The sequence below is a fragment of the Melioribacter sp. Ez-97 genome, from assembly GCF_051488665.1.
GTDB lineage: Bacteria > Bacteroidota > Ignavibacteria > Ignavibacteriales > Melioribacteraceae > Melioribacter.
Window position 1 is genome coordinate 25,448 of sequence record NZ_JBPSEG010000011.1, and the last position, 13,095, is coordinate 38,542.

A 13,095-nucleotide genomic window follows, 5' to 3' on the forward strand; every position below is an offset into this window, starting at 1 on the left:
TTAAGAAAATCGCGGTTGCCGTTTTCCACTTGATATTGGTTAACTTCTTGCATTTATTTGGGTTTCAAAATAAATTTGATTCGTTTTTTTGAAAAATATGGCAGAGCAAAGCGAAGAGAAAAATATAACGGTCAACCGGAAAGCGCAGCACGATTATTTTATTAAGGAGCGCTTCGAAGCCGGGATTGTTCTCGTCGGAACCGAAGTAAAAGCTCTGCGCCAGAACAAAGCCAGTCTGGTCGACAGTTACGCCGTAGTAAAAGACGACGAAGTCTGGCTGATGAACGCTAATATTTCTCATTACGATCAAGGCAGCTATAACAATCACGATCCGTTGAGAAAGAGAAAGCTGCTCCTTAAAAAGAGCGAAATAAGAAAATTAAAGAAAGCGGTTTCCGAAAAAGGCAATACGCTTGTGCCGCTACGGCTCTATTTCAAGAACGGAAAAGTTAAAGTCGAACTGGCGGTTGCCACGGGAAAACGCAAATACGATAAACGCGAAGATATCGCAAAACGAGAAGCCAAACGTGAACTGGAGCGTAAACTGAAACAATAAGGAGAAAAAATCAAAATTGGAAAAAAAGATTGCCTTCCCTCCCGTTAACGAACAAATGGATTTAATCAAAAGAGGAACTTCGGAAATTATACCGGAGGAAGAGCTCGTCGAAAAACTCGAAAAATCGTATAAAGAAGGAAAACCGCTTAATATAAAATTGGGCTGCGACCCTACGCGTCCCGACCTTCATCTGGGTCATTCGGTAGTTTTAAGAAAACTCGCGCAATTTCAACAATTAGGTCACACGGCAATTCTGATAATCGGCGATTTCACCGGAATGATCGGGGATCCCTCCGGTCGGAATTCATCGCGTCCCCCGCTTACGTTCGAAGAAGCGCGCGAAAACGGAAAGACTTATTTTGAACAGGCTTCCAAAATTCTCGACCCTCAAAAAACAAAAATCGTCTACAATTCCGAATGGCTCGGAAAGATGACATTTGAAGATGTAATCAAACTTGCTTCGAAATATACCGTGGCTCGCATGCTCGAACGGGACGATTTTACAAAAAGGATGAAAAACGGAATACCGATAAGCATGCACGAAATTCTCTACCCTCTGGCTCAGGCAATGGATTCCGTGGCAATCGAAAGCGACGTTGAATTGGGCGGCACGGATCAGAAATTCAATCTGCTGGTCGGTCGCGATATACAGCGTGAATTCGGACTTGCTCCGCAGGTAATCCTTACAATGCCGATACTCGTTGGAACAGACGGCACGGAAAAAATGAGTAAATCGCTCGACAACTATATCGGCATTAACGAACCGCCGAACGAAATTTACGGTAAAACTCTGTCGATTCCCGACGAATTAATTTATACTTACTACGAGCTTGCCACAGACGTATCGAACCAGGAACTTAAAGAAATAAAGCAACAACTTGAAAATAAAGAAGTTAACCCGAGAGACTTAAAAAGAGCTTTAGCGAGAAAACTTGTATCGATGTATCATTCTGAAGAAGCTGCATGGGAAGCAGAGCGCGAATTCGATCAGATATTTGTCAAAAAAGGTTTGCCGGACGAAATTCCGGACTTGAAATTGGATAAGAACGCTTCCGACAGCGGAATCGATATACTCGACTTAATTTTAAAAGCCGGCTTTGCTCCCTCTCGCAGCGAAGCCAGACGACTTGTAATTCAAGGCGGGGTTTCAATCGACGGTGAAAAAATCACCGATCCGAAATTGATTCTCAATCTCAAAGAAGGCTCCATCTTAAAGGTGGGTAAGCGCAATTTTGCAAAAATTTCGATTTAATTTATGGAGGAAATCTAAATTGTACGTACCAACAAAAATCTTTTTTACTAAAGGGGTCGGTCGCCACAAGGAATATCTGGCCTCGTTCGAGCTCGCATTACGCGACGCAGGAATCGAAATCTGCAATCTGGTTTCAGTAAGCAGCATCTTCCCCGTCGGCGCTAAAATAATTAATAAGACGCAGGGACTTAAAATGTTGCAGCCCGGTATGATTACCCACTGTGTGATGGCTAGAAATTCGACCAACGAACCGAACAGATTAATAGCCTCATCAATAGGAGTAGCAATACCCGCCGACAAAAATATGTACGGCTATTTGTCGGAGCATCATCCGTACGGAGAAACCGAGAAAGTAGCCGGCGAATACGCCGAAGACCTAGCAGCTACAATGCTTGCTACCACCCTCGGTATCGATTTCGACGCGGACAAGAACTGGAACGAAAGAGAACAGGTATTCAAAATGTCGGGGAAAATCGTACGTACTTTTAACGTTACTCAGTCAGCACGAGGAAACAAGAACGGTCTCTGGACGACGGTTATTTCAGTAGCAATTTTATTGCCGTAATTTATGATACATTCTCATTTGGCGTTCTGGATTTTCTTCTGGGTCGTTGTTACGATATTGTTCTACATCGACCTCTATGCAGTAGAACACAGAACCGATAAAATAGGAATTAAGACAAGCCTTAAATGGAGCGGCATCTGGATAGCTGCCGCTCTGATATTCAATTTGCTTATCTTCTTGTTTCTGGAAGACGGACATCAAAAAGCGCTCGAATTTTTAGCCGGCTATCTGATTGAAAAATCCCTCTCGGTCGACAATTTGTTCGTCTTCCTGATGATATTCAACGTAATGAATATCAAAGAAGAGCATCAACCTCATGTTCTCAAATGGGGAATTATAAGCGCAATTATACTGAGAATTGCATTCATACTCGCCGGAGTAGCTCTCATAGAACTGTTTCACCCGATTATTTATATTTTCGGAATAATGCTTTTTTATGCGGCTTATAAGATGGCATTCGGCGGCGAAGAGCAAATTAACTACGAAAAAAATCCTTTCATTAAATTTTTTACGAAGAGATTCAGGCTGATAACAAAATACGAAGGCAAAAATTTCTTCGTCAGAAATTCGGGCAAATTATACATCACGCCTGTTTTTCTTACGCTCGTTTTAATCGAATCGTCCGACATTGTTTTTGCCATCGATTCGATTCCCGCCATTATAGCGATAACGCACGATCCTTTCATTATTATTACTTCAAATATATTTGCCATACTCGGACTTCGAGCTCTCTATTTTGCGCTGGCAGGAATTGTCGATTTGTTTTCTTACCTTAAATACGGAGTGGCAATTATACTTGCTTATGTGGGCGTTAAAATGTTGTTGGCGGATATTTATAAAATACCGACTTTCTATTCGCTGGCGTTCATTGTAATTGTTCTTACAGTATCGGTAATTATTTCTTTGATGAAGAATAAAAGCGCCGGTAAAGAATCCCAAAAAGGTGAATAATAAAAGATACCGTCAAACCGACAATCATCGGCTCTATTACCCGGAAACCGTTATCGATATAAGGTCGTAACGCGAGCCAGGCTGCTACGGAAACCGAACCGAGAATTAATTCTGCTGAGGCAAATTTGCCGCTGACTTTGAATTTTTCGTAATATGCTCCGATTATCAGCAGTATTATACCCGGAATAAAAATGCTCCCGATCATATACCAGATTGAAATTACCGATTTTACATAGAAAGCCAGCAATACTGAAATTATTCCCGAAACAATAATGCCAATCTTCGTATAAAAATTAACCGAGCGTTTTTTAGAAAAGCCGAATTTAAGCATAATATCGTTCCCGAATGTGGTTCCGCTCAGAAACAGGAAACTGTTGGATGTTGAGATAATCGTCGCAAAAAGCGCCGCAAAAAAGAGTCCCTTCAAACCGCTGCTTAGAATTTTATCGGCATAAATCGGGAAAGCCAGAACCGGATCCGGCAGGTCTTGCAAATACGCTTTTGAAAAAAGTCCCGTTGTTGTGGTAAGAAAATCGAACAGGAACCAGAAAATAACCGATATTAAAATTCCGTATTTGGCTGTTTTTCCGTCTTTTGCCGCATAACATCTCTGGTGAAATCCGGGGTCGGCAAAAGTCCATAACGCAATCAGAAACCAGACCATTACATATAGAGGCGATTGACCGCCTGTAAGACTAAGATGCTCCGGCGGCAAATTATTAATTAAATAATTAAAATCCCCTACCGACGCGAACGAGACGATAACAATAATTGTGAAACCCGCAAACATTACAAAAAATTGGAAAACATCCGTAATCAAATCGGCGCGATAGCCGCCTTTAATCAAATAGACCGAAGAAAAAATAAGCGCAATTATAAGCCCGGCTAAAAGCGGAATGTTAAAAATAACCTGCAATAACGCTCCCGTCATCAGAATATAAGGCGCAGGCGAAACCAACACAAAGATAAAAACAGCGGAAATAAGCGCCGGAATTTTTCCGTAGACGATTTCGATTTTATCCGGTATGGTATAAAGAGAAGAATTCCTCACTTTTTCGGCAAAAAAAAGTGCAAATAAAATTGCAAAAATATAATACGGCAAACCTTGAGTAATCCAGCTCAGAATACCGCTTGTATACGTAAACTCCCCCACGCCTAAAATGCCGCCGTACCAGGTAGAAACATTTGTAAGCACAAATAATAGAAGTCCGACTTTTCTGCCCGACAGAAGGAAATTTTCCGAAGTGTCTTCGGATCGGCGCGCGGCAAGTAAACCGATAATCAAAAGAACGAGGAAAAATCCTGCAATAATCAATATATCGGTGAGGCTAAAGTTGACCATTTTTCCTCATTGCTTCAAAATCTCTTATCAGAAAAATCCGTCCGCCTTTAATCGTAAGATTTATCGAATCTTTCAGCGCAACGTTGCTTGTGCTTTCTTTTTCTCCGAAAGGCAGACTTGCGTTTTTAAGGGGATATTTGAGACCGCGCGATGTAATTTTGGTTTTACGACCGAAACCGTATATCGATACGGTTTCGCCGGGAGATGTTTTTATTTCTACATTGCCTTCATAAACGCTCAATACCGATTGACGATGTATTAGTTTAATCCGGATTTTATCGTGGAATTTCAACATAATTCCGAGATTGCAAAACGAATGATCCAGCCGGCTGCCTGTGGCTCCTATCAAGAACAATTCGCTGAACTTCATTTTTACCGCGTATTTGAGTGCTTTTTCGACGTCTGTGTCGTTTTGTCGTTTCAGTTGAATGATTTTCGATTTACCGGAAAAATAATTCAGATTATCTTCAGTAATCGAATCGAGATCGCCTATAATAACGTCCGGCGCGAAATTCAATTTACGGGCGGAGTTTGCCCCTCCGTCGGCGCAGATAATTTTATTGCATCCGGCGCGGATAAGATATTTAATTACTCTTTTCGACGGAGGGTCTCCGTTAGCCCATACTATTGCTTTTTTCATAAACCGAATTTTATTCCCGCAATAAAGTTACGTTCGGCAGCCGGAAAGAATTCCTTACCGATTCCGTATGCCGCATAAAGATTGTCGAAAATATTGTTAATCTGCAGATACAATTTAAGATTTTTCAAATACGAATCTAATTGTAAATCGTACGAGACATAAAAATTAGCGACAAAATACGATTCGACTTTGTTGTCGGTATAATCGGTAATGTAGGGATAAATCGATCTGTACTCGGACAATTTTTCGTCGTAATTATCGGTATAAAACTCCCCTACATACTTGCCCGACAGTTGCGCAAAGAATCCGTCTTTTTTGTATTTGATAAGCGCGTTGAACATCAGATCCGGGAAACCGCTAATTCTGTTGCCAGAAAGATCGAACCGGTAAGTTTTCGATTCGTCGTCGTTGTAGAAATATGCGTAACCTTTGCTTATATAATTTTTACTTACAGCTCCGTTAAAAACAAATTCGAGCGCGTCGGTCGGTTTGTATATAACCGAAGATTCGATTCCGTAATGAATAGTTCTGTCCATATTTCCGGTTATCGGCTGACCGAATCTGTCGAGCTGTCCCCTTTTTACAATCTCGTCGTTAAACAACATATAAAATCCATTTAGAGCTAAACTTAATTTATCGGTATTGTATGCTGTTCCGAATTCAAAGTCGTTCATTGTTTCGGGTTTAACGAGCGGTTTGGAAAAATCGTAAGAGCCGTCGGGCAGTTGTTCGAACTGAGGAGTTTCGCCCCCGCTCGATTCCGCTGCGTCGTAATAATTTTTAAGGCGCGGTTCTCTAGTTACCCGGGCAAACGTAAAATAGAAATTCATTTCGGGCGTATAACGGTAATTCAACCCGAACCGCGGATTGAAAAACAAATCGTCGATTTCGAATTCATTGTCGAGGAAGCGTTCGTTGGCAATTTCATATCTATGATACGCCAGCTGCGCTTCCGCCAGAAGGCTTAATTGCGAATTAATATTATATTTTTCGTGAGCATAGAAAGTGAAGATATCCTTTCCCCCTTCGTAATAATAATAACGGTAGTCCTTTGTAATGCCCGCTGGCAGGAATTCGCCGTAATTAAGACTTCCCCAATGAACCGATCTGTGAAGGCGCAATTCGCCGCCGAGAATTAATTCGCCGCCGGTGTGATTTATGCTCAAACGCGGAATCCAACCCCATTGTTTATTTTCCACCATAGCTCGTATCAATACATTAGAAGGGTTCACTGCAGGATTAAAACCGTTGCCGCGCGTAAGTCTGAAATATGTAGTGTCGCCCCACGAGCCGTCGTAATCGAAGAATCCGTTTCCCAGCACCAGGAACAAGGCGGAATTGAGCACGACATTATCATTAAACCTGTATTCATTGAGCAATTCAAAATGCGGCTGAGAAAAATTTTCTATTTCGTCCGGTCTCCTTTCGGCTGTATAAGTATAGCCGTTTTCGTCCGCTTCCCAATAAGAATAGTTTGCTTTTCTGAGCTCTCTGTCTTTAATGGCGAACTTCGGCAAGCCGGTATAAACCAATCCGTCTGCAAGCGGACCGCCGAAAATATTTATTTGAGTTGTAAGATTTTCATCCAGCCGAACAGCCGACAAATAATAAGATTTTAAGTCGACCCAGCTGTTGTTGCGATACCCGCTGCTCAATGTTTGCGATAGTTTGGCATAGACCGAATATTTGTTATCTATCAATCCGCTCGAAACGACTGCGGAATATTTTCTCGTGTTGTAACTTCCGATTGACGAGGAGATTTCCACAAGAGGCTTACTGGTAATCGAAGTTGTAATAATATTAATTGAACCTCCGACCGCGGCATATCCCGCAATACCGGAGCCGGCTCCGCGCTGAATCTGAATCAACTCGGTATTTTCCAATAGATCCGGGAAATCGATCCAGTAGACGTTATGGTCTTCCGGGTCGTTTTGAGGGATTCCGTTAATCGATACGGAAATTCTGCGCTGATCGAACCCTCTTATGCTCAGGTAATTATAACCCAGTCCGTTACCGCCTTCGGAATAGAAAGTAGCAGAAGGAGTGTAACTGATAACTTCCGGAATGTCCTGGATTGTATAGTCTTCTTTAATTTCGGTTTTGTTTAGTTTGGTAAAAGTCAGCGGAGAAAATCCGCTTTCGCCTATAGTGCCTTTGACGAGGACGGTTTGGCTCACAATTATGTCGCTTTTCAGTTTAATGACTTTATTTTCCAATGCAAGAAAGTCCTTTATCGGAATTTCGAATTTTCTAAATCCGATATAACTGGCGACAATTACGTCTTCGGCTTGGAAATTTCCTTTGAGAACGAACTCTCCAAGCGAATCCGCCGAAGCGCCGACAGACGTATTTTTTATGTAGACGTTTGCTGCAGGTAAAGGCTCGCCCGTGTCGGCATTAACGATTTTACCTTTGAGCTCTGTAACCTGCGAGTAAATTAAAGATGTGAAAAGAAAAAAAAGAATAATTAAGTTTTTCATAAGAACCTCCGTTTTAAAATAAAAAAGCCGTTTTAACAACGGGAAAACGGCGATCAACTTAATTATTCTTCGACCGTTTCCCTACGCTGGCATTACCCAGATCAGGTTCAAGGGTATAATCTCAGCCCCGCAGCGGGAGCACCCCTAACGACTTTTTATATGTTAAAAGAACTAGTTAATTATTTTGAGTTTTTGTCCGACTTTTATTTTGTCGGATTGAAGATTATTCCAGTTAATAATATCCGCAACCAGAACCTTATAAATTCTTGCAATAGTCCAGAGCGATTCGCCCTGTTTAACTCTATGAATCGTTACTTTGGATTCATTATTTTGCTTGGCAATATATTTATTATCGGAATTATTTTCCACTCCCTTCCTAACAGTAAGTTTCTGTCCGGCAAAGATTTTATTTGTGTTGAGACCATTCCAATTTTTCAAATCGTCAACGGATACATTGAATTTATCTGCTATTTCAATCAAGCTGTCGCCTCGTTTTACAATATAATAATCGCCCGGACTTTCATTGTTATCGTCGGACAGATTTTCATTTTTCTGATATATTTTCAGATTTTGTCCCGCACGGATAAGATTGCTTCTCAGATTATTCCATTCCCTGATATTCGAAACTCTAACGCCGAACTTATCGGCAATTTCGCTTATCGTATCGCCTTTTTTAACAGTGTATTCTACAAGGTTAGAATTTCTTTTGGCGGTATTGTCGCCGTATGAATAAACGTTGTCGGCTCCTTTGAGAGTAAGCGTTTGACCGTATCGTATCCGGTCGGATTTAAGATTGTTCCATCTTTTAAGTTGAGCGACCGACACTCCGAATTTTTTTGCAATTTCACTCAAAGTATCGCCTCGCCGCACTCTGTATTTATCCGCTCTATTATTATTGAGGCTTTGGGTCGTGGCGGTTTGAGTATACCCCGGATAAACAATCAACTTTCTGCCCTGATAAATTTTGTCGCTGCGCAGATTATTCCAGTCCTTCAATTGTGAAACCCGAACTCCGTATCGAGCGGCAATAGTTGATAAAGTTTCTCCACGACGAACCCTATGTTCGATAACCGCGCTGCCGGTATTCGCCAATAACAATTGATTTTTTTCCGTACCGGATAACGAATCAATTTTCGAATAATACTCTGTTTGTTCTTCAGGGACATAAATTTTTAATTGTTGACCTACTTTAACCCTTCGCGTATAAGGAATATTGTTCCAGTTTCTCAAATCGGAAACGCGCACGTCGAATAATTCGGCTATATCAACAAGATTATCGTTGCTCTTTACAGTATAGTTAACTGCAACTTTACCTTCGGGAACAATATATTCCAATGAATCGGCGCTGTAGAGCGAATCGTAAATTTGTGTGAATTTATCGTCCAGGTCAGGATTTGTGAGCTCGAGTTTATAAGTCGGATTTTCGTCTGCCGAAGCCACCAGCTCATCAACAGCAGGTAAAATATCCGTATTAATTGGAATATCATCGACATTTATGCTCGATACCGGAATCTTAAGTTCCGTTCCCACGCTTAATTTACGCCTCGGCGAAATGTTATTGTATGATGCAAGCTGTGAAATGCTCACATTGTATTTCGATGCAATTTGCCATAAAGATTCCCCCGATTTAACTGTATGAACAGTGTACTGAACTTTTGAATCGTCAGGGATATTTTTGAGATTCGTAACAAATGCTTCGTAAGATTGAGCGGGCACTTTTAGGGGATATCCTCCTTCATATTTGGGAGGAGTAATATTTTGAATTAATTCGGGATTTAATTCTCTTAAAAATTCAACGCTAACACCTGCGCACTTGGCAAGCACATTCAAATCGACAGCCTCTTCAATCCGGTAAATTTTATAATCAATCGGTTTCTCGTATTGAATATTATTGAATCCGAATTTTTCGGGTTGACTTGCAATTAATGTAGCGGCAATATACTGAGGTACGTAATTACGTGTTTCTCGCGGCAAATACCTTCTCATTTCCCAGAAATTATTCGAGCCGGAAAGTCTCATGGCTCTTCTTACTCTGCCTTCGCCGCTGTTATAAGAGGCTATTGCGGAATACCAATCGCCCAGTGAATAGTAAAGATCGCGTAGATGTCTTGCCGCGGCTCTAGTGGCTTTCTCCGGATCTCGTCTTTCGTCTATATGGTAATTGATTTTCAAGTCGTACAAGCGCGCCGTGCCTTTCATAAACTGCCACAATCCGACAGCCCTAGCCCACGATCTGGCGGTCGGGTTCAATCCGCTCTCTATCATACTCAAGAATATTAATTGCTGAGGCACCTGCTCTTCAGCAAAAATTTTAGCCATCATCGGAAAATATTTTCCCGAACGGGAAAGCCACAGTTCCATATACTTCCTGCCTTTGCCCGTGAAATACTCGATATATTGCTCTACATTCCTGTTGATTTCCAGAGGGAATTCACCGACTACGACAGTAACGGTATTATCATCGTCGTTTACTTCCACCGAATCTTCCAGAGCAGGCAAACCAGGTATGCTTTTATTCATCCATTCGTCTAGCGCGCTTATGGATGCGTCTTCCGGTAATTCGTCCAGACTTTCAACATAACTCCTGTAGTCTTCCACGATGGCATTTTCCAATTCGACATAAGCGCCGTTTTCTTCTATATTCGGATAATAACTTAATTTATTTATGATAGACAATGCCGATTCGTAATAATTAATAGCCTCGGATTTGAAGCCTAATTTTTGCTTGTAAAGAGCCGTCAGATAATCCTGCCTGGCGTTTTCCAACATCTCGCTGGTTATCGACCTGACAGTCAATACTTTTGTCGTATCGGGAGGCGTCTTTTCGCTTTTTTGAGATAAAAAGTCTAGTGTTCCGCATGCATTAATAATGAAAAGACTCAGTACCGGTAAGATTAAAATTTTATATTTCACACTAAACTCCATCTCATTTTTTCTTATTGCAATTTAGTCCCTTAAGTGAATTTTGTCAAGGAAATTATTATAAAATGTCAATTACTCCTTGTAATTAAACAAGTTAGAATTAAAGAGGAATATTCGAATGTTTCTTCTTAGGATTATTATCGACTTTTGTCTTAAGAATATTGAGCGAATCGATCAATCTTTTTTTGGTTTCTCTCGGAAAAATCACTTCGTCGATGTAACCCCTTTCGGCAGCTTTATACGGATTTGCAAATTTTTCGGTGTATTCTTCTATAAGTTCATTCAATTTTTCCCCGGGCGATTCGGCGTTTTTAATTTCTTTTTTGAATATAATTTCGACTGCGCCTTTAGGACCCATAACGGCTATTTCTGCCGAAGGCCATGCAAAATTGAAATCGCCCCTGATGTGTTTTGAATTCATCACGTCGTAAGCTCCGCCGTAGGCTTTGCGCGTTATGACAGTAATTTTAGGAACCGTAGCTTCGCTGAATGCAAAGAGCAATTTGGCTCCGTGCCGGATAATTCCGTTCCATTCCTGTTCGGTGCCGGGCAAGAATCCGGGTACGTCGACCAGGACTATCAAAGGAATCGAAAAGGCGTCGCAAAACCTCACAAAACGAGCTCCTTTTACCGAAGCGTTTATATCCAATACGCCCGCAAGGGCTTTCGGTTGATTGGCTACAATCCCTACAGACATCCCCCCTATTCTTCCGAATCCGACTACTATATTCTCGGCATATTGACTGTGCACTTCATAAAATTCTTCGGTCAATAAATCGATTACTTCTTTCATATCATACGGTTTATTCGGATTATCCGGAATTATTTTATCGAGCGCGGGGATTATCAAATCATCCGACTCGTAATTCTTTTCCGGAGGAGAGTCCATCCAGTTCAAAGGTAAATACGACATCAATTGTCTTATTCCTTCGAGGACTTCGGCTTCGCTGTTAAATACAAAGTGAGCCACTCCGCTTTTGGAAGCATGCGTATCTGCGCCGCCCAGTTCTTCGAACGATACATCTTCATGCGTAACTGTTTTAACAACATTAGGACCCGTAACGAACATATAACTTGTATTGCGGACCATGAACGTAAAATCAGTTATAGCGGGCGAATAGACAGCTCCGCCGGCGCATGGCCCCAGAATTGCGGAAATCTGAGGAACTACGCCTGAAGCCAATGTATTTCGCAAAAAAATTTCCGCGTAGCCGCCCAAACTCACAACGCCTTCCTGAATTCTCGCGCCCCCTGAATCATTCAATCCGATTATAGGAATGCCGGTTTTCAAAGCCATGTCCATTATCTTGCATATTTTTTCGGCATGAGCTTCGGACAACGAGCCTCCGAATACTGTAAAATCCTGACTAAAAACCGCCACCGGTCTGCCTTCAATTTTAGCAAAACCGGTAATAACGCCGTCCCCGTAAAACTTTTGTTTATCCAGTCCGAAATCCTGACTTCTGTGAGTTACAAGCGAATCGATTTCCTGAAAAGAGCCGCTGTCGACCAATAATTCGATTCGTTCCCGAGCTGTCAGTTTCCCTTTTTTATGCTGCTGTTCGATTTTATCTTTGCCGCCCCCTTTCAAAGCCTCGGCGCGTAAATTCTCCAGCTTTTTGAATTTATCTTCCATATTACACCAACATATTTGCCAGCAGATTGTCTGCGTCGAGTTTTTTGAATTCTGTAATCACGATTTTTCTCAGTTCTTCAAATTCCCCGGTTTTAATCGTATCCAGATTTTCTTCCTTAGAAATAGCGACGTCAATTTTTTTGATAATTTCTCCGGGATTTCTTTTCATCAATAACAAAACGTCCGACAAATAAATTGCTTCGGTTATATTCGAAGTAGTAATTACCATTCCAACATTTAATTCTTTGTTAATTTTTCTGAGAAGGCTATAAAGTTCCGCCTTTGAACGGTAATCCATTTTTATGAAAGGCTCGTCTATCAAGAGAAATTTGGATTTTCTAATTAAAGCTCTTGCCAAACTAATCCGGAAACGGAATCCCAGACTGTTATTGTAGGGAACGTGATTTTCGTATCCATCCAGCCCGGTAATTTTCAGAGCTTTCAGAAAATCCTGTTCGTCATGCCGTTTCAAACCGAAGAGAATGTTTTCTTTTACATTCAACCAGGGATAAGAAGAAGGAGCAGCCGGGATGTATATCAAGGGCGTTGCCAGTTCGTAACGGATTTCGCCTTCGCTTGGTTCTTCAAGCCCGCACAATATTTTCAACAAACTCGATTTACCCGCTCCGATTGGCGCAAGTACGGAAGTAATTTTATCGCTCTTAAATTCACAATTCAGACCTTTAAACAAAACTTTTCGGAAACCCTGCTCGTCGATATAAGTTTTGCCGAGGTTGATTAACTCAATCAT

10 protein-coding genes and 1 riboswitch are annotated in these 13,095 nt (G+C 41.4%); of the genes, 4 read left to right on the forward strand and 6 right to left on the reverse strand.

Going from position 1 to position 13,095, the window contains the following annotated elements; translation table 11 throughout:
• Positions 1–97: 97 nt before the first annotated feature.
• From smpB to ACSSWA_RS11830, 4 genes are read left to right on the forward strand one after another with little or no spacing between them, the layout of a single operon-like run.
• Positions 98–556 carry an SsrA-binding protein SmpB gene (smpB, locus tag ACSSWA_RS11815; protein WP_437356781.1) on the forward strand — a complete coding sequence of 153 codons (459 nt, stop codon included), beginning with the start codon at positions 98–100 and terminating at the stop codon, positions 554–556.
• Between the two features lie 55 nt (positions 557–611).
• Positions 612–1,808 (forward strand): tyrosine--tRNA ligase, encoded by a 1,197-nt coding sequence (gene tyrS / locus ACSSWA_RS11820; RefSeq protein ID WP_437356843.1) that lies wholly within the window; start codon positions 612–614, stop codon positions 1,806–1,808.
• A gap of 19 nt (positions 1,809–1,827) precedes the next feature.
• Positions 1,828–2,373 carry a pyruvoyl-dependent arginine decarboxylase gene (locus ACSSWA_RS11825; protein ID WP_437356782.1) on the forward strand — a complete coding sequence of 182 codons (546 nt, stop codon included), beginning with the start codon at positions 1,828–1,830 and terminating at the stop codon, positions 2,371–2,373.
• Between the two features lie 3 nt (positions 2,374–2,376).
• A complete protein-coding gene (locus ACSSWA_RS11830; protein ID WP_437356783.1) occupies positions 2,377–3,324 on the forward strand; it encodes a TerC family protein in 948 nt (315 codons plus the stop codon).
• Here the strand turns inward: ACSSWA_RS11830 and ACSSWA_RS11835 are convergent.
• From ACSSWA_RS11835 to ACSSWA_RS11860, 6 genes are all read right to left on the reverse strand, one after another.
• Entirely contained in the window at positions 3,269–4,666 is a 1,398-nt protein-coding gene (locus tag ACSSWA_RS11835) for a sodium:solute symporter family protein (protein ID WP_437356784.1), read from the reverse strand. The genes ACSSWA_RS11830 and ACSSWA_RS11835 overlap by 56 nt on opposite strands.
• On the reverse strand, positions 4,653–5,306 hold the full coding sequence (locus ACSSWA_RS11840) for a thiamine diphosphokinase (RefSeq protein WP_437356785.1): 654 nt from the start codon (positions 5,304–5,306) through the stop codon (positions 4,653–4,655). The genes ACSSWA_RS11835 and ACSSWA_RS11840 overlap by 14 nt, the downstream gene beginning before the upstream one ends.
• Positions 5,303–7,786: a TonB-dependent receptor gene (locus tag ACSSWA_RS11845; protein ID WP_437356786.1), complete on the reverse strand. Its 2,484-nt coding sequence runs from the start codon at positions 7,784–7,786 to the stop codon at positions 5,303–5,305. The genes ACSSWA_RS11840 and ACSSWA_RS11845 overlap by 4 nt, the downstream gene beginning before the upstream one ends.
• Before the next feature lie 61 nt (positions 7,787–7,847).
• Positions 7,848–7,942: riboswitch (TPP riboswitch) on the reverse strand.
• A 15-nt stretch (positions 7,943–7,957) separates the two neighbouring features.
• Positions 7,958–10,699 carry a LysM peptidoglycan-binding domain-containing protein gene (locus ACSSWA_RS11850; RefSeq protein WP_437356787.1) on the reverse strand — a complete coding sequence of 914 codons (2,742 nt, stop codon included), beginning with the start codon at positions 10,697–10,699 and terminating at the stop codon, positions 7,958–7,960.
• A 109-nt stretch (positions 10,700–10,808) separates the two neighbouring features.
• Positions 10,809–12,344, reverse strand: a complete 1,536-nt coding sequence (locus ACSSWA_RS11855) for an acyl-CoA carboxylase subunit beta (RefSeq protein ID WP_437356788.1) — start codon at positions 12,342–12,344, stop codon at positions 10,809–10,811.
• A gap of 1 nt (position 12,345) precedes the next feature.
• Complete coding sequence (locus tag ACSSWA_RS11860) at positions 12,346–13,095, reverse strand: ABC transporter ATP-binding protein (protein ID WP_437356789.1); 750 nt, start codon at positions 13,093–13,095, stop codon at positions 12,346–12,348.

Coding starts and splice junctions, on each gene's coding strand:
- smpB (WP_437356781.1), top strand. CDS start 98: ATGGCAGAGCAAAGCGAAGAGAAAAATATAACGGTCAACCGGAAAGCG.
- tyrS (WP_437356843.1), top strand. CDS start 612: ATGGATTTAATCAAAAGAGGAACTTCGGAAATTATACCGGAGGAAGAG.
- ACSSWA_RS11830 (WP_437356783.1), top strand. CDS start 2,377: ATGATACATTCTCATTTGGCGTTCTGGATTTTCTTCTGGGTCGTTGTT.
- ACSSWA_RS11835 (WP_437356784.1), bottom strand. CDS start 4,666: ATGGTCAACTTTAGCCTCACCGATATATTGATTATTGCAGGATTTTTC.
- ACSSWA_RS11840 (WP_437356785.1), bottom strand. CDS start 5,306: ATGAAAAAAGCAATAGTATGGGCTAACGGAGACCCTCCGTCGAAAAGA.
- ACSSWA_RS11845 (WP_437356786.1), bottom strand. CDS start 7,786: ATGAAAAACTTAATTATTCTTTTTTTTCTTTTCACATCTTTAATTTAC.
- ACSSWA_RS11855 (WP_437356788.1), bottom strand. CDS start 12,344: ATGGAAGATAAATTCAAAAAGCTGGAGAATTTACGCGCCGAGGCTTTG.
- ACSSWA_RS11860 (WP_437356789.1), bottom strand. CDS start 13,095: ATGATTGAGTTAATCAACCTCGGCAAAACTTATATCGACGAGCAGGGT.